Consider the following 19,950-nt stretch of genomic DNA (forward strand, 5'->3'; position numbering starts at 1 on the left):
CCCGCGCAGGTTCTAATAGCCCTATCCATACCGTTTGAGGTCGCGGCGGCTGTTATTTTTGCAGTTAGACAAAAGCAAAAAAAAACCTGAAGAAGACCATCTGCCTTAACAGATAATCCTCTTCAGGTTTTGCCCGCACATCGCGGTAGCAACCCTCATTCAGCCATTATTGGCCCGCATAAAACAAAAAAACCTGATACCGCCGCCGTAGGGGCAATATCAGGTTTTGCCTGCTGTCGCAGTCACAATCCGTTTAAACCACCCTGAGCGTTTAAGCTCAGGAGTGGGCGTTGATTGTTACGCGATAAAATGAATAACTCAAACGGGCAGATTGTTAATTGTGACGATAATCTCAGCAATCTCGCTGCCACGAGATAAATCATATCTAATTCTGATAAAGCCATTTACCAGAATTAGACAGAATGATTATTACTCTTTCGGATCTTTGCCGGCGAGCAGTTTATCCAGCTCATCGCCGCCAACGTGACGGAAATCCTGACCTTTGACGAAGTAGAAAATATATTCGCAGATATTCTGGCAGCGGTCGCCAATACGCTCGATGGAGCGCGCGCAGAACAGCGCGGTCAGGACGCTGGGGATAGTGCGCGAGTCTTCCATCATGTAGGTCATCAGCTGGCGCACAATGCCTTCATACTCCTGGTCGACTTTCTTATCTTCGCGATAGATACGTACCGCTTCGTCGAGATCCATACGCGCAAACGCATCCAGTACGTCATGCAGCATCTGCACCGTGTGACGGCCCAGCGATTCGAGGCTCACCAGCAGCGGCTGGTGCTGCTGGGAAAACTTCTCCAGCGCGGTGCGGCAGATTTTATCCGCCACGTCGCCGATGCGTTCCAGCTCAGCGATAGTCTTGATGATCGCCATCACCAGGCGCAGGTCGCTGGCGGTCGGCTGGCGCTTGGCGATGATGCGCACGCAGGCCTCGTCGATCGCCACTTCCATCATGTTGACCTGCTTGTCGCCGTCGATGACGCGTTTCGCCAGATCGCTGTCCTGGTTATGCATAGCGGTGATCGCATCAGAAAGCTGTTGCTCCACCAGCCCACCCATGGTCATCACCTGGGTGCGGATATACTCCAGTTCAGCGTTGAACTGGCCGGAAATATGTTTGTTAAGATTTAGGTTGTCCATGGTGTCTCCTGATTGCCCAACTGGTGAGAGCCTGAAAGCACAAGGGCAAATCAACCGTAGCGGCCAGTAATATAATCTTCAGTTTGTTTCTTTGCGGGCTTGGTGAACAGGTCGTCCGTGTTGCTGAACTCAATCAGCTCGCCAAGATACATAAATGCCGTATGGTCGGAGCAACGCGCAGCCTGCTGCATGTTGTGAGTCACGATAACGACGGTGTAGTCCTGTTTCAGCTCGGTGATCAGCTCTTCGATACGCCCGGTGGAGATCGGGTCCAGCGCGGAGCACGGCTCATCAAGCAGCAGGACTTCCGGACGGATCGCGATACCGCGCGCGATGCACAGGCGCTGTTGCTGGCCACCGGAGAGAGAATACCCGCTCTGGTGCAGTTTATCTTTGGTTTCGTTCCATAATGCGGCTTTGGTCAGCGCCCACTGCACGCGCTCGTCCATATCGGCACGGGACAGCTTTTCAAACAGGCGCACGCCGAAGGCGATATTGTCATAAATGGACATCGGGAACGGCGTTGGTTTCTGGAACACCATGCCAACCTTAGCGCGCAGCAGGGCGATATCCTGGGTGTTGGTCAGAATGTTGTCGCCATCCAGCAGGATCTCGCCTTCCGCACGCTGCTCCGGATACAGTTCGAACATTTTGTTGAACGTGCGCAGCAGGGTGGATTTACCACAGCCTGACGGACCGATAAACGCCGTCACCTGGTTTTTGGTGATATCCAGGTTGATGTTCTTCAGGGCATGGAATTTGCCGTAGTAGAAGTTCAGGTTACGAACTGAAATCTTACCCGGAGCTGTATTCACCATACTCATCTCTATCTCTTCCTCATTCAGCGCAGCAGTCGCTGCGCCGCAAAAAATTAACCGTGTTTCTTCTTGGCGAAGATAACGCGCGCCAGGATGTTCAGCAGCAAGACGCACAGGGTGATAATCAATACCCCGGCCCATGCCAGTTGCTGCCACTCCGCAAACGGACTCATGGCAAATTTGAAAATGGTCACCGGCAGGTTAGCAATCGGCTGCATCATGTCGGTGCTCCAGAACTGGTTGGACAGCGCAGTGAACAGCAGCGGCGCCGTTTCCCCGGCGATACGGGCGATAGCCAGCAGGATCCCGGTCATAATCCCTGAGACGGACGCTTTCAGGGTGATCGCCGAGATCATCTTCCACTTCGGCGTCCCCAGCGCATAGGCCGCTTCACGCAGGCTATCCGGCACCAGCTTCAGCATGTTTTCGGTGGTACGAATAACGATAGGCACCTGCAGCAGCGCCAGCGCGATAACGCCCGCCCAGCCCGAGAAGTGCTGCATCTGCGCCACCACGATGGTGTAGACGAACAGGCCGACCACGATAGACGGCGCGGAAAGCAGAATATCGTTGATAAAACGGATGATTTCCGCCAGCACCGATTTGCGGCCATACTCCGCCAGATAAATTCCGGCGAGGATGCCCAGCGGCGTACCAAAGACGGTTGCCCACAGGATCAGCAGGCCGCTGCCGGCGAGGGCGTTAGCCAGGCCACCGCCCGCCGTATTCGGCGGCGGCGTCATTTCGGTGAAGAGCGCCAGACTCATGCCATCGAAACCGCGGGTTATCGTCGCCATCAGGATCCAGATAAGCCAGAACAAACCAAACGCCATGGTCGCCATCGACAGCGCCAGAGCGATACGGTTCTTCATACGGCGTTTGGCCTGCATCTTGCGACGGGACTCCGCCAGCTCGGTAGAGGTTTGCAATTCAATGGTCGCCATTAGCGTGCCCCCTCATTCTTCGCGAGGCGCATAATCATGAACTTAGACGCGGCCAGAACGATAAAGGTGATAACGAACAGGATCAGGCCCAGCTCCATCAGCGCCGCCACGTGCAGGCCGGTTTCCGCTTCGGCGAACTCATTAGCCAGCGCGGAGGTAATACTATTCCCTGGCATATACAACGAGATGCTGTCGAGCTGGTAGGTGTTGCCGATGATAAAAGTGACCGCCATGGTTTCACCCAGCGCGCGGCCCAGACCGAGCATCACCCCGCCGATCACCCCATTCTTGGTGAACGGTAAGACAATGCGCCAGATCACCTCCCAGGTGGTGCAGCCGATGCCATAGGCCGACTCTTTCATCATCACCGGCGTCTGTTCGAAAACATCACGCATGACCGCGGCGATATAAGGGATGATCATGATGGCCAGAATGACGCCAGCGGCGAGAATACCGATACCAAACGCCGGGCCGGCAAACAGCGCGCCGACGAACGGGATGGTCGACAGAACGTTACCGACCGGCTCCTGGAAGTAAGTCGCAAACAGCGGGGCGAAAATAAACAGGCCCCACATGCCGTACACGATACTCGGGATTGCCGCCAGCAGCTCAATCGCAATGCCCAGCGGACGCTTGAGCCAGGCGGGGGACAGTTCGGTCAGAAACAGCGCGATGCCAAAGCTCACCGGGACGGCGATCAGCAGCGCGATAAAGGAGGTCACCAGGGTTCCGTAAATCGGTACCAGCGCGCCGAAGATTTCGTTGGGCGCATCCCACTCTTTGGTCCACAAAAAAGCAAAGCCAAACTTTTGAATGCTCGGCCAGGAAGAGATGATCAGGGAAACGATGATGCCGCCCAGCATCAATAGCACAATCAGCGCAGCCAGTTTTACCAGCGCACTGAAAATCATGTCACCCTTTTTCCCCGGAGGGGTAAATGCAGGCTTGGTTGCAGCCATAGATTACTCTTTACGTATTAAAACTTGTTCGAATAAATGCCCGGTGGCGTTCGCTTCCGGGCCTACAGTCTGAACCGTAGGGCGGGCAGCGCCTGAACGCCCCCGCCATCTTCGTCAAAAATCTACTGTTAGTACAGCGCTTTACCGCTGCTGTCTTTGACGTTGGTTTTCCATGCCGCGCGAACCTGCTCTACCACGCTTTCCGGCAGCGTCGCGTAATCCAGCGCATTCGCTTCTTTCCCGCCGTTTTTATACGCCCAGTCGAAGAACTTCAGCACTTCAGCGGTCTGTTCCGGCTTGTTGGTCGCCTTATGCACCAGGATGAAGGTGGTTGAGGTGATCGGCCATGCATTTTCGCCTTTCTGGTTGGTCAGGTCCTGAGCGAAAGACTTGCTCCAGTCAACGCCTTTTGCGGCGTTAGCGAAGTTGTCTTCAGTCGGGCTAACCGGCTTGCCGTCGGCAGAGACCAGCTTGGTATACGCGAGGTTGTTTTGCTTGGCGTAAGCGTATTCAACGTAACCAATCGAGCCCGGCAGACGCTGAACAAAGGCGGCGATACCGTCGTTGCCTTTACCGCCCAGGCCGGTTGGCCAGTTAACGGTAGAGCCGGCGCCGATTTTCGATTTCCACTCTTCATTCACTTTGGACAGGTAGCTGGTGAAGACGAAGGAGGTACCGGAACCATCGGCGCGGCGGACCACGGCGATGTTCTGCGACGGCAGCTTCAGGCCCGGGTTGAGTTTAGCGATCGCTGCGTCATCCCATTTTTTAATTTTACCCAGGTAGATATCACCGAGGGTTTTGCCATCCAGCACCAGTTCGCCGGATTTCACGCCAGGCAGGTTAACCGCCAGTACCACGCCGCCAATCACGGTCGGGAACTGGAACAGACCTTCCTGGGTCAGTTTGTCATCAGCCAGCGGAGCATCAGAAGCACCGAAATCAACGGTGTTGGCAATAATCTGCTTAACTCCACCAGAGGAACCAATACCCTGGTAGTTCACTTTATTGCCGGTTTCTTTCTGATAGGTGTCAGCCCATTTGGCATACACCGGCGCAGGGAAAGTTGCGCCTGCGCCAGTCAGGCTTGCTGCTGCGAAGGCAGAGAAAGCGCTCATCGATAAGGTCGCGGCGACAACTGTTGCGACGGTGGTACGCATAACGTTCATAATGTCTCCTGCTGGGATTCGTAAATCATTGTTTCGAGGCTATGGTGAGCAAAATAGGTCAAAGAGGTGACAGTAAAATGTACGAATTATGACAGTTTTATGACAGGCCGAAAGAAGGGATTTTACAGCAAATAATAAATATATAACTCAGATAGTTATCTGTAATCATGACCGTGCAATGACAGAATAATTTTCTTTTTATGACAGCGAAATCGGACCGCAAAACGTTCGTTTGTCACCTACCGCCAGCCAAAATATTTCGCGCAAGTTCGGTAATAAACAGCAGGTGAAAATAAAAAGGGCCGCCGCCGGCAGCCCTTTGCAAGTAATGATGGTTTTACTCAACCGTTACCGATTTCGCCAGGTTACGCGGCTGGTCAACGTCAGTGCCTTTGATCAGCGCGACGTGATAAGCCAACAGCTGCAGCGGTACCGTATAGAAGATAGGGGCGATCGTCTCTTCGACATGCGGCATCTCGATGATGTGCATGTTGTCGCTACCGTTGAAGCCGGCTTCACCGTCGGCGAAGACATACAGCTCACCGCCGCGGGCACGAACCTCTTCGATGTTGGATTTCAGTTTTTCCAGCAACTCGTTGTTCGGCGCCACCACAATCACCGGCATTTCCGCATCAATCAGCGCCAGCGGGCCGTGCTTAAGCTCGCCCGCCGCATAGGCTTCCGCGTGAATGTAGGAGATCTCTTTCAGCTTCAGCGCCCCTTCCATGGCGATCGGGTACTGATCGCCGCGGCCAAGGAACAGCGCATGGTGCTTATCAGAGAAACGCTCCGCCAGCTGCTCAATACGCTTGTCCTGGGAGAGCATCTGCTCGATACGGTTCGGCAGGGCCTGAAGGCCGTGCACGATATCATGCTCGATAGACGCATCCTGACCTTTCAGTCGCGCCAGCTTCGCCACCAGCATCAACAGCACGGTTAGCTGAGTGGTAAAGGCTTTGGTCGAGGCCACGCCGATTTCCGTTCCGGCTTTGGTCATCAGCGCCAGATCGGACTCACGCACCAGTGACGAGCCCGGTACGTTGCAGATAGCCAGCGAGCCGAGATAGCCCAGCTCTTTCGACAGACGCAGCGCCGCCAGGGTATCGGCGGTTTCACCCGACTGGGAGAGGGTGATCATCAGGCTATTGCGACGCACCGCGGACTTGCGATAGCGGAATTCCGAGGCGATTTCTACATCGCATGGGACGCCGGCTAATGCTTCGAACCAGTAACGGGAGACCATCCCGGAGTTATAGGAAGTCCCGCAGGCAACAATCTGAATATGTTCAACCTGAGCCAGCATTTCATTGGCGTTCGGCCCCAGCTCGCTGAGATCCACTTCGCCATGGCTGATGCGCCCGGTCAGGGTGTTCTTAATCGCGTTCGGCTGCTCGAAAATCTCTTTCTGCATATAGTGGCGGTAGATACCTTTATCGCCAGCGTCATACTGCAGATTGGATTCGATCTCCTGGCGTTTCACTTCCGCGCCAGATTTATCGAAAATCACCACCGAGCGGCGAGTGACTTCGGCAATATCGCCCTCTTCGAGGAAGATAAAGCGGCGGGTCACTGGCAGCAATGCCAGCTGGTCGGAAGCGATAAAGTTTTCGCCCATTCCCAGGCCAATCACCAGCGGGCTACCGGAGCGAGCCGCCAGCAGGGTTCCCGGGTCACGGGTATCCATGATCACCGTACCGTAGGCGCCGCGCAGCTGCGGAATAGCGCGCAGCACGGCTTCACGCAAGGTACCACCTTGTTCCAGCTCCCAGTGCACCAGATGGGCGATAACTTCGGTATCGGTCTCGGTGACGAAGACATAACCACGAGACTGCAGCAGGGCACGCAGCGGCTCATGGTTCTCAATGATCCCGTTATGGACCACCACAATGTGTTCAGAAACATGCGGATGCGCATTGCTCTCGGACGGTTCGCCGTGCGTCGCCCAGCGAGTATGGGCGATCCCGGTACCACCATGTAACGGCTGCTCTTCTACCGCCTGAGCCAGCATCTGAACTTTACCCAGGCGACGCACGCGGGTCATATGACCTTCGCTGTCGACCACCGCCAGACCGGCAGAGTCATACCCACGGTATTCCAGACGACGTAAACCTTCGAGAAGGATTTCAGCAATATCACGCTGCGCGACTGCGCCAACAATTCCACACATAGTTAAATTTCCTGATAATGGCGATATGCCATGCGTTGTCGCTGACCTGTATTTGCCCGTTTTCCGGGCGCCCCGAGCCTTGTAGAGAGTGGGGTTATTGTTATGGTACTGCCTGCGGACGGGGGTCTATATTGACCCTCTCATCCTGGTTCGCCGGGCATATTTCCCCGGCGATAATCCAAATTATTTCTTCTTCACCGGACGCTGCCAGCCCTGCTTGTGGACCTGCGGTACGCGGCTCAACACCAGTTCGTTATCGGCGATATTGCGCGTGACGGTGGTCCCGGCGGCGATAGTGACGCCGTTGCCTACCGTGACGGGCGCCACCAGCTGGGTATCCGAGCCGACAAAGACATCATCGCCAATAATCGTTTTGTGTTTATTCGCGCCATCGTAGTTGCAGGTGATGGTGCCGGCGCCGATATTGACGTTATCACCGATCTCCGCATCGCCCAGATAGGTCAGATGACCTGCCTTGGAGCCTTTCCCGAGACGCGCTTTTTTCATTTCCACGAAGTTGCCAACGTGGGCGCCTTCCAGCAGTTCGGCACCCGGGCGCAGACGGGCAAATGGGCCGATGGTGCAGGCAGCCTGCAGCTGGGCATCTTCCACCACGCTATAGGGGCTGATTTCGCAGTCATCGCCGATGGTGCTGTTTTTAATCACGCAGCCGGCGCCGATTTTCACACGATCGCCCAGCACTACATTGCCTTCCAGAATAACGTTAGTATCGATCTCCACATCGCGCCCGTGCTGCAGCGTACCGCGCAGATCGAAACGCGCCGGATCGCGCAGCATCACGCCCGCCAGCAGTAATTTTTCTGCCTGCTCAGCCTGGTAGACGCGCTCCAGGCGCGCAAGCTGCAGGCGATTGTTGACGCCTTCGACTTCGCTCAGGCGCTGCGGATGCACCGCGACGATCTCGCGCCCTTCCTGATACGCCATGGCGATGATATCGGTGATGTAGTATTCGCCCTGAGCGTTGTTATTGGTGAGCTTCGCCAGCCAGCGCTTGAGGTCTGCTCCGCCGGCGATCAGGATCCCGGTGTTGATTTCCTGGATCTGGCGCTGGGCCTCGCTGGCATCTTTGTGCTCAACGATGCCCGTCACCTGGTCATTTTCACGGGTAATGCGGCCGTAGCCCGTTGGGTCATCCAGCTTCACCGTCAGCAGACCAATGCCACCCAGTGGTTTCGCGGCGCGCAGGCGCTGTAGCGTCTCAACCGAGATCAGCGGCACGTCGCCATAGAGCATCAGAATGTCTTCATCATCATTGAAGAAGGGTGCCGCCTGCTGCATAGCGTGTCCGGTTCCGAGCTGCTCAGCCTGCAGCACCCAGTTCAGGTTGTCTTCATGGAGGGTCTGACGCAGCAGATCGCCACCGTGACCGTACACCAGATGCACCGCACATGCGCCTAAATCGTTAGCGGCATCAATGACATGCTGCACCATTGGCTTCCCGGCCAGGGTATGCAGCACCTTAGGAAGATCGGAATACATGCGGGTCCCTTTGCCTGCGGCAAGGATAACCACGCTCATCGCACTATTTGACATACTCATCCTGACGGTAGTTAGAACGGAAAGTAAAAGCCTTTCACGTTGAAATTTCTACATATTTTTCATCATAAAACGAGACGTGGAGAAAACGCCCAAGCCCGCGGTTATACACCATTTTATGACGCTATTTTTAACCACTGCAAATCAGTTTAACGCTGAAAAAGGGGGGTGGGGAGGGTAATCATTGACTATCTCACTGCTTTTGCTGTTTTTTCGCCACCTGAATAAAGCGGCAGAGCGCGGCCCTATTGGCGGAGATCAACAGGAGATGAGCCGACTGAGTGTAAATCAGCCGCAGGCAGGGAAGAGCTGAAGTGATTGGTGGCATCAATAAAATACAAAAGGCCACCGTCAGGTGACCTTCATTTACCGGTTGCACATCGCCAGTGTTGTCGTTTTGATGGGCGATACGTCGTGCAAGCCGGGGAATAGCGCGTGGCTTAGAAGCTCAGTACGCTGAATTTGGCGATGATTTTATGGAACAGTTTCATGATGATTTCCTGACGCAGGTGCAGTTTGATAACGCTCTTTATGTGACATACATCACAAAAATAGAGTCTACGCCTCATCATTTAACTAATCAATAACAATTAAGGGTGGATCCTGTTTTCACTTTATCCGCTCGCCAGCCGCTGGCCATAAAAAAAGCCAGCCTGGAAACCAGACTGGCTTTTTACGTTCAAGCCGGTGTTACATCGCTTTTTTGGTCAACTCGATAACGCGCAGTTTAGCGATCGCTTTGGCCAGTTCCGCAGACGCCTGAGCGTAATCCACATCGCCATGGGAGCTCTTAATGTGCTCTTCGGCTTTGCGTTTCGCTTCCAGCGCTCGCGCTTCGTCGAGGTCCTGACCGCGAATTGCGGTATCCGCCAGAACGGTCACGCTGCCAGGCTGCACTTCAAGAATGCCGCCAGACAGATAGATAAACTCTTCATGACCGTGCTGTTTAACGATGCGAATCATACCAGGCTTAATGGCGGTGAGCAGCGGCGCGTGTCCCGGGTAAATACCCAGTTCACCTTCGCTACCCGTTACCTGGATTTTTTCGACCAGACCAGAGAACATTTGTAACTCTGCGCTGACGACGTCCAGGTGGTAAGTCATTGCCATATCACCCTCCGATTAAGGCGTTAAAGTTTTTTGGCTTTTTCCACGGCTTCGTCGATGGAACCGACCATGTAGAACGCCTGCTCTGGCAGGTGATCGTATTCGCCTTCCATGATGCCTTTAAAGCCACGGATCGTGTCTTTCAGCGCCACGTATTTGCCCGGAGAACCGGTAAAGACTTCTGCTACGAAGAACGGCTGGGACAGGAAGCGCTGGATCTTACGTGCGCGAGCTACCACCAGTTTGTCTTCTTCAGACAGTTCGTCCATACCGAGGATGGCGATGATATCTTTCAGTTCCTGATAACGCTGCAGGATGGACTGAACGCCACGCGCGGTGTCGTAGTGTTCCTGACCAACAACCAGCGGATCCAGCTGACGGCTGGTGGAGTCCAGCGGGTCAACGGCCGGGTAAATACCCAGGGAAGCGATCTGACGGCTCAGTACTACGGTTGCATCTAAGTGAGCAAAGGTAGTGGCTGGGGATGGGTCAGTTAAGTCATCCGCCGGTACGTATACCGCCTGTACGGAGGTGATAGAACCGGTTTTGGTGGAGGTGATACGTTCCTGCAGAACGCCCATCTCTTCCGCCAGAGTCGGCTGATAACCTACCGCTGAAGGCATACGACCCAGCAGTGCGGATACTTCAGTACCGGCCAGGGTGTAACGATAGATGTTATCGACGAACAGCAGAACGTCACGACCTTCGTCACGGAATTTCTCAGCCATGGTCAGGCCGGTCAGCGCAACGCGCAGACGGTTTCCCGGCGGCTCGTTCATCTGGCCGTACACCAGGGATACTTTATCGATAACGTTGGAGTCGGTCATTTCGTGGTAGAAGTCGTTACCCTCACGAGTACGCTCACCGACGCCCGCAAACACAGAGTAACCGGAGTGCTCGATCGCGATGTTACGGATCAGCTCCATCATGTTTACGGTTTTACCTACACCCGCACCACCGAACAGACCAACTTTACCGCCCTTCGCGAACGGACACATCAGGTCGATAACTTTGATACCGGTTTCCAGCAGTTCCTGAGAGCTGGACAGCTCTTCATAGGAAGGTGCTGCGCGGTGGATAGCCCAACGCTCTTCTTCACCGATGTCGCCTTTCATGTCGACCGGCTGACCCAGTACGTTCATGATACGACCCAGTGTTGCTTTACCTACCGGGACTTCGATTGGGTGCTCGAGGTCTTTTACTTCCAGACCGCGGCGAAGACCATCGGAAGACCCCATGGCGATGGTACGAACGATACCGCCGCCGAGCTGCTGCTGAACTTCCAGCACCAGAACTTCTTTACCATTCTGCACCTCAAGAGCTTCGTACACGCGCGGTACGGCATCCTGAGGGAATTCGACGTCAACTACGGCGCCGATTACCTGGACAATTTTTCCAGTAGCCATCTTGAATCCTCTACGAATTAACCTGGTTATACCGCGGATGCACCACCGACGATCTCGGTGAGTTCCTGAGTAATGCTGGCCTGTCGAGCTTTGTTGTATACCAACTGCAGCTCTTTAATCAGGCTGCCGCCATTGTCGGTCGCGGCTTTCATCGCCACCATACGTGCGGCCTGCTCGCTGGCCAGGTTTTCTACCACGCCCTGATAGACCTGAGATTCGACATAACGACGCAGGAGGGTATCCAGCAGCGCTTTCGGATCAGGTTCGTACAGGTAATCCCAGGATTTACGTTTCAGATCAGCGTCTTCTGATGCCGGTAACGGCAGCAGCTGAGTGATCGTCGGAACCTGAGACATGGTGTTAATAAATTTGTTGCTGACAACGTACAGCTTGTCCAGACGGCCTTCATCATAGGCCTGCAACATCACTTTTACCGGGCCGATCAGTTCGGACAGGGAGGGGTTATCCCCCATACCGGTCACCTGTGCAACCACGTTACCGCCAACGGCGTTAAAGAAAGAGACGCCCTTAGAGCCGATCATTGCGAGGTCGCACTGAACGCCTTTATCGGACCATGCTTTCATTTCCGCCAGCAGTTTCTTGAACAGGTTAATGTTCAAGCCGCCGCACAGACCACGGTCGGTCGACACCACCAGGTAGCCCACGCGCTTAACGTCGCGTTCTTCCAGGTAAGGGTGCTTATATTCCAGATTACCGTTCGCAAGGTGACCAATCACTTTGCGCATAGTATCTGCGTAAGGACGGCTGGCCGCCATACGCTCCTGCGATTTACGCATTTTGGAAGCGGCGACCATCTCCATCGCTTTAGTGATCTTTTGCGTGTTCTGGACGCTTGCGATCTTACTACGTATCTCTTTTGCGCCGGCCATGAGCTTCTCCTCAATGCCTTGCGGCCTGCCCTAAGACAGACCGCCAGACGTTACCAGGACTGGGTTGCTTTGAAGGAATCGAGGATGCCTTTCAGCTTGCCTTCGATTTCGTCGTTATAGCCACCGGACTGGTTAATCTCTTGCATCAGCGGAGCGTGATCACGGTCGACGTAAGCCAGCAGAGCGGCTTCGAAGCTACCGATTTTCGCCAGTTCTACATCAGCCAGGTAACCACGTTCTGCTGCGAACAGAACCAGAGACTGCTGCGCGACGGACATCGGCGCATACTGTTTCTGTTTCAGCAGCTCGGTCACTTTCTGACCGTGGTCCAGCTGTTTGCGGGTTGCATCGTCAAGGTCGGATGCAAACTGGGAGAACGCTGCCAGTTCACGATACTGCGCCAGTGCGGTACGGATACCACCGGACAGTTTCTTCATGATCTTGGTCTGCGCTGCACCACCAACACGGGATACGGAGATACCCGGGTTAACCGCAGGACGAATACCGGCGTTAAACAGGTTGGTTTCCAGGAAGATCTGACCATCGGTAATGGAGATTACGTTGGTCGGAACGAATGCGGAAACGTCACCCGCCTGCGTTTCGATAATCGGCAGTGCGGTCAGAGAACCGGTTTTCCCTTTCACTTCACCTTTGGTGAAAGCTTCAACGTATTCGGCGTTAACACGCGCAGCACGCTCCAGCAGACGAGAGTGGAGGTAGAATACGTCGCCCGGGAAGGCTTCACGTCCTGGCGGACGACGGAGCAGCAGGGAGATCTGACGATAAGCAACAGCCTGTTTAGACAGGTCATCGTAAATGATCAGCGCATCTTCACCGCGGTCGCGGAAGTATTCGCCCATTGCGCAACCCGCGTATGGCGCCAGGTATTGCAGTGCAGCAGATTCGGATGCAGTCGCTACCACCACAATGGTGTTAGCCAGCGCGCCGTGCTCTTCCAGTTTACGCACCACGTTAGAGATGGTGGACGCTTTCTGGCCGATAGCAACATAGACGCACTTGATACCGGAATCACGCTGGTTGATGATGGCATCGATAGCCAGCGCAGTTTTACCGGTCTGACGGTCGCCGATGATCAGTTCACGCTGACCACGACCGATTGGGATCATGGCGTCAACGGATTTATAACCGGTCTGTACCGGCTGATCGACGGACTGACGTTCGATGACGCCCGGTGCGATCGCTTCTACGGCGGAGAAACCGTCGTTTTCCAGCGGACCTTTACCATCAATTGGCGCGCCCAGGGTGTTAACCACACGGCCCAGCAGGCCACGGCCAACCGGAACTTCCAGGATACGGCCAGTACATTTAACCTTCATGCCTTCGGCGAGGTCAGCATACGGACCCATCACCACGGCACCAACGGAGTCACGCTCCAGGTTCAATGCGATAGCGTAACGGTTACCCGGCAGGGAGATCATCTCACCCTGCATACATTCGGCAAGGCCGTGGATGCGGATAACACCGTCACTTACAGAAACAATAGTACCTTCGTTATGAGCTTCGCTCACAACATTGAACTGAGCAATGCGCTGCTTGATCAGTTCGCTGATTTCGGTGGAATTCAGTTGCATGCTCCAGTCCCCTTAAGACTGCAAGACGTCTGCAAGGCGATCAAGACGGCCGCGTACGCTGCCATCAATGACCATATCACCCGCACGGATGATAATACCTGCCATAACAGACTTATCGATTTTGCAATTCAGCTTAACTTTGCGTGACAGACGTTTTTCCATCGCGCTGACGATCCTGGCAAGCTGTTCATCACTCAGTTGGTTGGCAGATATTACTTCTACCTCTGCGATGGCCTCACTGGCCGCGCGCAGGTGAATGAATTGCTCAAGAACGTCCGGGAGCACCTTCAGACGATTGTTTTCCGCCATTACCTTAATCAGGTTCTGGCCGTTTTCGTCGAGTTGCTCACCGCAGATAGCGATAAACGCTTCTGAGAGCGTTTCCGGCGCCAAAGCACCGGAGAGAAGCTCTGCCATTTGGTCGTTTTTGGTCACTTCGGCGGCAAACGCCAGCATATCCTGCCAGCGTTCAACACTGTTGTGTTCGACGGCAAAGTCAAAAGCTGCTTTGGCGTAGGGGCGAGCTACCGTTACAAATTCAGACATCAGCCCCTCCCTCCTTACAGTTCAGCGACAAGTTTATCCACGATGTCGCTGTTAGCAGCTTCATCCACGGAACGTTCGATGATCTTCTCGGCGCCAGCAACAGCCAGGATAGCGACCTGCTTACGCAGCTCCTCACGTGCACGTTTACGCTCAGCATCAATTTCAGCCTGCGCTTGTGCAACGATTTTGGTGCGTTCCTGTTCTGCTTCAGCTTTAGCTTCGTCCAGAATCTGAGAGCGACGCTTGTTCGCCTGCTCAATGATTACCTGGGCTTCCGCTTTCGCTTTTTTCAGCTGGTCGGTCGCGTTGGCCTGTGCAAGGTCCAAATCTTTCTTAGCGCGTTCTGCAGAAGCTAAACCGTCAGAAATCTCTTTCTGGCGTTTTTCGATGGCAGCCATTAAAGGCGGCCATACGTACTTCATGCAGAACCATACGAAGATAACAAACGCGATGGCCTGGCCGAGGATTGTTGCGTTCATGTTCACAGCACAATACCTCTTTAATTAACTCTGTGGCTTAGGTTTCTAACAACTTACTACGCGACGGCGAACATCACGTACAGACCCAGACCTACAGCGATCATCGGGATAGCATCCACCAGACCCATAACGATAAAGAACTGAGTACGCAGCAGAGGAATCAGATCCGGTTGACGCGCTGCGCCTTCCAGGAATTTACCTCCGAGGATGCCGATACCGATCGCAGCACCGATTGCCGCCAGACCCATCATCACAGCGGCAGCCATGTACAGCAGATCCATATTCAGGTTTTCCATGACAGTCTCCAGTTTGTTTCAGTTAAAACGTAGTAGTGTTGGTAAAAATCAATGCTCTTCAGACGCCATCGACAGATAGACAATCGTCAGAACCATGAAGATGAAGGCTTGCAGCGTAATAATCAGGATGTGGAAAATGGCCCAAGGCACATTCAGAACCCACTGTGACCACCACGGCAACAGACCAGCAATCAGAATGAAAATCAGCTCACCGGCATACATGTTGCCGAACAGTCGCAGACCGAGAGAAACCGGTTTGGACAGCAGGCTTACCCCTTCAAGGATTAAGTTGACAGGAATGAACGCCCAGTGATTGAACGGCTGCATGGTCAGTTCTTTAACGAACCCACCTACGCCTTTCATTTTGATGCTGTAGAAAATAATCAGGATGAACACGCCAAGCGCCATCGACAGGGTGATGTTCACGTCGGCAGACGGAACCACGCGCAGTGCAGGCAGGCCGAAAATGTGTTCGCCGATATAAGGAATCAGGTCGATTGGCAGCAGGTCCATCAGGTTCATCAGGAAGACCCAGACGAACACGGTCAGCGCCAGCGGCGCGATAACCTTGCTCTTACCATGGTACATGTCTTTGACGCTGCCATGGACGAAGCCGATGATCATTTCGATGAAGGTCTGGAATTTCCCTGGTACGCCGCTGGTCGCTTTCTTAGCAACGCTACGGAACATGGCCAGGAACAGCAGACCGAGAACCACCGAGAAGAACATGGAGTCAATGTTGAGCGTCCAGAAGGTGGCCGGGGGGTTGTGCGGATCCACCAGCGAGAAAGTACGCAAGTCAATCTGAAGGTTGTTCAGATGGTGACTTATGTATTCCTGCGGCGTCATATTTTCTGAAGCCATGATGCCTTTTACCCTTTGTTGTTGATTACAGCTGGCGCCAGAACTTGTACCACCAGCACCAAAACCCACGTCACGATCAGCGGCATAAATACCACTTTTAAAACAGCCAGCGCCATCGCCAGAAGGGCGAAGGTCAGCAACACCTTGAAGGCTTCACCGAAGGCGAAGGTCCAGGCCACACGGCCTTTTGCTGGTGTATGCGCCTGATGACGCCAGGCAAAAATCATAAACATCAGGTTCGGCAAAACCACCGCCAAACCGCCGCATACTGCGGAAATGCCCCAGAAGGGGTCTTTGAGGCTGAACAGCAGTCCACTTGCTATTACTGCCAGTAACTGAATAAACAGAAGCTTGCGAGCAACGTTTCGACTCAAGAGCGACACTGACATCACGTTTTTACTCCTGCTCCCTTTGAGGTATGTCGCGTGTCGTATAAAACGTCCTTTAAGACGAAGAGTCAAGCATCAAAAAGCGGACAAATTATACGGTGACGCCCCGTGATTTCAAACAATAAGTAGCAAAATAGTGAATAAATGTTTAATTATTTTCCAACGGACAACTTTCCGTGCATTTCAGCGTTCTGTGAGCAGTCATACAAAACTGCAAATAACGTGGAAACACGGCAATTAAAGCGTGCATTAGATCACATAATAAACATTTCAAGCGCCCTTTAATGAATCAAGGACATAAAACACTATTTTTCATGCTTTTGATATTCAAGATAAAAAGTGAGGACATTATCTAAAACAACCTCACATACAATAAAAACCTTTTATTGACATTTATAATAAAAATTTAACATCACTATGCTGTTTATCCGTGTCGATTTTTAGCACCCTGATATTTTCAAAGTTGACTATTTTGTCAGTGAATCACTTATGCTAAGTTAACCGCAGGAAAAGCCATAGTAAAAACATGGTTAAATGCAGCCCGATAATATCGCGGAGTGACCTTTATTTTTGTAACATCCGCGGGCGACATTTTTTCCACATTTTTTGATAAAAATTAACGCGATTTTGGTTGAATCACCACCAGGTGCCGCTCCCCTTCCAGCTGAGGAACATGCAGCTCAATCACCTCGGCAATACCATACCCTTCCGGCAGGTTTTCCATTTCGTCTTTTTGCGCTAACCCTTTGAGTGCATAGAAGTGACCGTTCGCTGCCGGCAGATGATGGCACCAGCTCACCATATCATTGAGCGATGCGAAGGCGCGGCTTATCACACCGTCAAACGGCGGTTCGGCCGGGAAGGCTTCCACGCGGCTCTGCACCGGGGTGACATTATCCAGCTTCAGCTCATGCTGCACCTGACGCAGGAAGCGCACGCGCTTGCCGAGACTGTCGAGCAGGGTGAAATGCGACTCCGGACGCACGATGGCCAGTGGAATGCCAGGGAGCCCCGGTCCGGTCCCGACATCGATAAAGCGCGAGCCCTGCAGATAAGGCGCCACGATGATGCTGTCGAGGATATGACGCACCAGCATCTCATTCGGATCGCGAACGGAGGTCAGGTTATAGGCTTTGTTCCACTTATCGAGCAGCCCGACGTAGGCCACCAGCTGGTTTTTCTGGTGATCGGTGAGCGAAATACCCGCTTCATCCAGCAGACGAGAAAGTTTGTTGAGCACAGTCTGTACCTTCAAAAAATAATGAGCCCGGAGGCGCTAACGCTTACCGGGCTATGAATGATAAAGGCGAACGCTGATTATGCAACAGTGAAATCAGCGCAGGCAGGCGGCCGCAATCAGGCGCTGCGGCGCAGCATCCCCTGCTTTTTCAGCCAAACCAACAAAATAGAGATCGCCGCCGGCGTGATCCCGGAAATGCGTGACGCCTGCCCTATCGACGACGGCTTATGGTCGTTCAGTTTGGCGATCACTTCGTTAGACAGCCCGGTGACCTGGCGGTAATCGAGCGTCGCCGGCAGCACGGTATTCTCATTACGCTGCTGTTTCTCGATCTCATCCTGCTGGCGAGCGATGTAACCTTCATACTTCACCTGGATCTCTACCTGCTCGGCCGCTTGTTGATCTTCCAGTCCCGGTGCGAACGGCGACAGCTGAATCAGTTGCTCGTAGGTCATTTCCGGACGACGCAGTAGATCTTCACCACTCGCTTCACGCGACAGCGGCGCCGTCAGGTGAGCATTCACTTCGGCGGCGCTCTCTGCCTGCGGATTCACCCAGGTCGATTTCAGACGCTGACGTTCACGTTCAATGCTTTCCAGCTTTTCGTTGTACCGCGCCCAGCGTTCATCGTCCACCAGACCCAGCTCACGCCCCTGTTCGGTCAGGCGCAGGTCGGCGTTATCTTCGCGCAGCATCAGACGATATTCGGCACGGGAGGTAAACATGCGGTACGGTTCTTTGGTACCCAGAGTGCACAGGTCATCCACCAGCACGCCGAGGTAAGCCTGATCGCGACGCGGCGCCCAGCCCTCTTTTTCCGCAGAGAAGCGGGCAGCGTTAAGTCCAGCCAGCAGACCCTGAGCAGCGGCTTCTTCATAACCGGTGGTACCGTTGATCTGGCCGGCGAAGAACAGACCCTGAATAAATTTGCTCTCAAGCGTTGGCTTCAGATCGCGTGGGTCGAAGAAATCGTACTCAATGGCGTAGCCGGGACGGACGATCCGGGCGTTCTCCATCCCCTGCATTGAGCGGACGATTTGCATTTGCACATCAAACGGCAGGCTGGTGGAGATACCGTTGGGATAAATTTCGTTTGAGGTCAGGCCTTCCGGTTCAAGGAAGATCTGGTGCTGATTGCGATCGGCAAAGCGCATGACTTTGTCTTCGATCGACGGACAATAGCGTGGCCCGATCCCTTCGATCACCCCAGCGTACATTGGGCTGCGATCGAGGTTATTACGGATCACGTCATGGGTTTTCTCGTTGGTGTGGGTGATATAGCAGGGCACCTGACGCGGATGCTGATCCACGGATCCCATGAACGAGAAGACCGGCATCGGGTTATCGCCGTGCTGTTGCGCCAGCACGCTGAAATCGATGGTGCGGGCGTCAATACGTGGCGGGGTACCGGTTTTCAGACGACTTACGCGCAGCGGCAGCTCACGCAGACGACGAGACAGCGGGATTGACGGCGGATCGCCGGCACGGCCGCCGCTGTAGTTGTCCAGACCAATATGAATTTTGCCATCGAGGAAGGTCCCGACGGTCAACACCACCGCTTTAGCGCGGAATTTGAGGCCCATCTGGGTGACGGCGCCCACGACGCGATCGTTTTCCACAATCAGATCTTCCACTGCCTGTTGGAAGATCATCAGGTTCGGCTGGTTCTCCAGCGCGGTGCGTACCGCCTGACGATACAGCACGCGGTCTGCCTGGGCGCGAGTGGCACGTACCGCGGGCCCTTTGCTGGCGTTTAGTATCCTAAACTGAATACCCGCCTGATCGATCGCGGTTGCCATCAATCCGCCGAGTGCGTCCACTTCTTTTACCAGGTGTCCTTTCCCAATGCCGCCAATCGCCGGGTTGCAGCTCATCTGCCCCAGTGTGTCGATATTGTGTGTCAAAAGCAGGGTTTGTTGGCCCATTCGCGCTGCGGCCATCGCCGCCTCAGTGCCTGCATGACCCCCGCCAATGATAATGACGTCAAAAGGATCCTGATAAAACATGGTGATCTGCCTCGCATAACGCGGTTTGAAAATGGATTGAAGCCCGGGCCGTGGATTCTACTCGGCTTTGGTCTTTTGAGAAAGACTCCGGGATCCTGAGTATTAAAAAGAAGATCTTTATATAGAGATCTGTTCTATTGTGATCTCTTATTAGGATCGACTCTCTTTGTGGATAAGTCGGATCCACGATGTAAGATCAAAAGCTTAAGAAGGATCACTATCTGTGAATGATCGGTGATCCTGGTCCGTATAAGCTGGGATCAAAATGAAGGGTTATACACAGCACAAAAACCATACGACGGTTATTCTTTGGATAACTACCGGTTGATCCAAGCTTTTAAGCATGGTTATCCACAGAAGATCCGA

The 19,950-nt window shown here is 53.8% G+C and carries 18 protein-coding genes; all 18 read right to left on the reverse strand.

What is annotated here, in order from left to right; all coding sequences use genetic code 11:
- Nucleotides 1-429: 429 nt before the first annotated feature.
- Nucleotides 430-1,155, reverse strand: coding sequence for a phosphate signaling complex protein PhoU (gene phoU / locus SPE70_RS26015; RefSeq protein ID WP_004145007.1), 726 nt, complete (start codon nt 1,153-1,155; stop codon nt 430-432).
- A gap of 50 nt (nt 1,156-1,205) precedes the next feature.
- The gene (gene pstB / locus SPE70_RS26020) at nt 1,206-1,979 is read right to left on the reverse strand and encodes a phosphate ABC transporter ATP-binding protein PstB (RefSeq protein ID WP_004145006.1); all 774 of its coding nucleotides are present in this window, start codon (nt 1,977-1,979) and stop codon (nt 1,206-1,208) included.
- Nucleotides 1,980-2,026: 47 nt separating this feature from the next.
- Nucleotides 2,027-2,917: a phosphate ABC transporter permease PstA gene (gene pstA / locus SPE70_RS26025; RefSeq protein ID WP_008806730.1), complete on the reverse strand. Its 891-nt coding sequence runs from the start codon at nt 2,915-2,917 to the stop codon at nt 2,027-2,029.
- The gene (pstC, locus tag SPE70_RS26030; protein ID WP_004145004.1) at nt 2,917-3,876 is read right to left on the reverse strand and encodes a phosphate ABC transporter permease PstC; all 960 of its coding nucleotides are present in this window, start codon (nt 3,874-3,876) and stop codon (nt 2,917-2,919) included. The genes pstA and pstC overlap by 1 nt, the downstream gene beginning before the upstream one ends.
- A gap of 128 nt (nt 3,877-4,004) precedes the next feature.
- Nucleotides 4,005-5,045, reverse strand: coding sequence for a phosphate ABC transporter substrate-binding protein PstS (gene pstS / locus SPE70_RS26035; RefSeq protein ID WP_012543307.1), 1,041 nt, complete (start codon nt 5,043-5,045; stop codon nt 4,005-4,007).
- Nucleotides 5,046-5,382: 337 nt separating this feature from the next.
- On the reverse strand, nt 5,383-7,212 hold the full coding sequence (glmS, locus tag SPE70_RS26040) for a glutamine--fructose-6-phosphate transaminase (isomerizing) (RefSeq protein ID WP_008806727.1): 1,830 nt from the start codon (nt 7,210-7,212) through the stop codon (nt 5,383-5,385).
- Between the two features lie 183 nt (nt 7,213-7,395).
- Entirely contained in the window at nt 7,396-8,766 is a 1,371-nt protein-coding gene (gene glmU, locus SPE70_RS26045) for a bifunctional UDP-N-acetylglucosamine diphosphorylase/glucosamine-1-phosphate N-acetyltransferase GlmU (RefSeq protein WP_016162025.1), read from the reverse strand.
- Nucleotides 8,767-9,459: 693 nt separating this feature from the next.
- Nucleotides 9,460-9,879, reverse strand: a complete 420-nt coding sequence (locus SPE70_RS26050) for a F0F1 ATP synthase subunit epsilon (protein ID WP_008806724.1) — start codon at nt 9,877-9,879, stop codon at nt 9,460-9,462.
- 20 nt (nt 9,880-9,899) lie between these two features.
- Nucleotides 9,900-11,282, reverse strand: coding sequence for a F0F1 ATP synthase subunit beta (atpD, locus tag SPE70_RS26055; RefSeq protein ID WP_008806723.1), 1,383 nt, complete (start codon nt 11,280-11,282; stop codon nt 9,900-9,902).
- 26 nt (nt 11,283-11,308) lie between these two features.
- Nucleotides 11,309-12,172, reverse strand: a complete 864-nt coding sequence (atpG, locus tag SPE70_RS26060) for a F0F1 ATP synthase subunit gamma (protein WP_008806722.1) — start codon at nt 12,170-12,172, stop codon at nt 11,309-11,311.
- 50 nt (nt 12,173-12,222) lie between these two features.
- Nucleotides 12,223-13,764 (reverse strand): F0F1 ATP synthase subunit alpha, encoded by a 1,542-nt coding sequence (gene atpA, locus SPE70_RS26065; protein WP_012543303.1) that lies wholly within the window; start codon nt 13,762-13,764, stop codon nt 12,223-12,225.
- 12 nt (nt 13,765-13,776) lie between these two features.
- Nucleotides 13,777-14,310, reverse strand: a complete 534-nt coding sequence (gene atpH, locus SPE70_RS26070) for a F0F1 ATP synthase subunit delta (RefSeq protein WP_004202307.1) — start codon at nt 14,308-14,310, stop codon at nt 13,777-13,779.
- A gap of 14 nt (nt 14,311-14,324) precedes the next feature.
- Nucleotides 14,325-14,795: a F0F1 ATP synthase subunit B gene (gene atpF, locus SPE70_RS26075; protein WP_004107293.1), complete on the reverse strand. Its 471-nt coding sequence runs from the start codon at nt 14,793-14,795 to the stop codon at nt 14,325-14,327.
- 50 nt (nt 14,796-14,845) lie between these two features.
- The gene (atpE, locus tag SPE70_RS26080; RefSeq protein ID WP_000429386.1) at nt 14,846-15,085 is read right to left on the reverse strand and encodes a F0F1 ATP synthase subunit C; all 240 of its coding nucleotides are present in this window, start codon (nt 15,083-15,085) and stop codon (nt 14,846-14,848) included.
- 48 nt (nt 15,086-15,133) lie between these two features.
- A complete protein-coding gene (atpB, locus tag SPE70_RS26085) occupies nt 15,134-15,949 on the reverse strand; it encodes a F0F1 ATP synthase subunit A (protein ID WP_012969241.1) in 816 nt (271 codons plus the stop codon).
- An 8-nt stretch (nt 15,950-15,957) separates the two neighbouring features.
- The gene (atpI, locus tag SPE70_RS26090; RefSeq protein ID WP_008806719.1) at nt 15,958-16,338 is read right to left on the reverse strand and encodes a F0F1 ATP synthase subunit I; all 381 of its coding nucleotides are present in this window, start codon (nt 16,336-16,338) and stop codon (nt 15,958-15,960) included.
- 616 nt (nt 16,339-16,954) lie between these two features.
- Entirely contained in the window at nt 16,955-17,578 is a 624-nt protein-coding gene (rsmG, locus tag SPE70_RS26095; protein ID WP_008806718.1) for a 16S rRNA (guanine(527)-N(7))-methyltransferase RsmG, read from the reverse strand.
- Between the two features lie 116 nt (nt 17,579-17,694).
- Nucleotides 17,695-19,584, reverse strand: coding sequence for a tRNA uridine-5-carboxymethylaminomethyl(34) synthesis enzyme MnmG (gene mnmG, locus SPE70_RS26100; RefSeq protein WP_008806717.1), 1,890 nt, complete (start codon nt 19,582-19,584; stop codon nt 17,695-17,697).
- Nucleotides 19,585-19,950: the final 366 nt, after the last annotated feature.

Source organism: Klebsiella sp. ZJOU C1, from assembly GCF_035620215.1.
GTDB lineage: Bacteria > Pseudomonadota > Gammaproteobacteria > Enterobacterales > Enterobacteriaceae > Klebsiella > Klebsiella variicola.

What these genes read in the sequence shown, in the direction of transcription:
- phoU (WP_004145007.1), bottom strand. Translation starts at nt 1,155, where the DNA reads ATGGACAACCTAAATCTTAACAAACATATTTCCGGCCAGTTCAACGCT.
- pstB (WP_004145006.1), bottom strand. Translation starts at nt 1,979, where the DNA reads ATGAGTATGGTGAATACAGCTCCGGGTAAGATTTCAGTTCGTAACCTG.
- pstA (WP_008806730.1), bottom strand. Translation starts at nt 2,917, where the DNA reads ATGGCGACCATTGAATTGCAAACCTCTACCGAGCTGGCGGAGTCCCGT.
- pstC (WP_004145004.1), bottom strand. Translation starts at nt 3,876, where the DNA reads ATGGCTGCAACCAAGCCTGCATTTACCCCTCCGGGGAAAAAGGGTGAC.
- pstS (WP_012543307.1), bottom strand. Translation starts at nt 5,045, where the DNA reads ATGAACGTTATGCGTACCACCGTCGCAACAGTTGTCGCCGCGACCTTA.
- glmS (WP_008806727.1), bottom strand. Translation starts at nt 7,212, where the DNA reads ATGTGTGGAATTGTTGGCGCAGTCGCGCAGCGTGATATTGCTGAAATC.
- glmU (WP_016162025.1), bottom strand. Translation starts at nt 8,766, where the DNA reads ATGTCAAATAGTGCGATGAGCGTGGTTATCCTTGCCGCAGGCAAAGGG.
- SPE70_RS26050 (WP_008806724.1), bottom strand. Translation starts at nt 9,879, where the DNA reads ATGGCAATGACTTACCACCTGGACGTCGTCAGCGCAGAGTTACAAATG.
- atpD (WP_008806723.1), bottom strand. Translation starts at nt 11,282, where the DNA reads ATGGCTACTGGAAAAATTGTCCAGGTAATCGGCGCCGTAGTTGACGTC.
- atpG (WP_008806722.1), bottom strand. Translation starts at nt 12,172, where the DNA reads ATGGCCGGCGCAAAAGAGATACGTAGTAAGATCGCAAGCGTCCAGAAC.
- atpA (WP_012543303.1), bottom strand. Translation starts at nt 13,764, where the DNA reads ATGCAACTGAATTCCACCGAAATCAGCGAACTGATCAAGCAGCGCATT.
- atpH (WP_004202307.1), bottom strand. Translation starts at nt 14,310, where the DNA reads ATGTCTGAATTTGTAACGGTAGCTCGCCCCTACGCCAAAGCAGCTTTT.
- atpE (WP_000429386.1), bottom strand. Translation starts at nt 15,085, where the DNA reads ATGGAAAACCTGAATATGGATCTGCTGTACATGGCTGCCGCTGTGATG.
- atpB (WP_012969241.1), bottom strand. Translation starts at nt 15,949, where the DNA reads ATGGCTTCAGAAAATATGACGCCGCAGGAATACATAAGTCACCATCTG.
- atpI (WP_008806719.1), bottom strand. Translation starts at nt 16,338, where the DNA reads ATGTCAGTGTCGCTCTTGAGTCGAAACGTTGCTCGCAAGCTTCTGTTT.
- mnmG (WP_008806717.1), bottom strand. Translation starts at nt 19,584, where the DNA reads ATGTTTTATCAGGATCCTTTTGACGTCATTATCATTGGCGGGGGTCAT.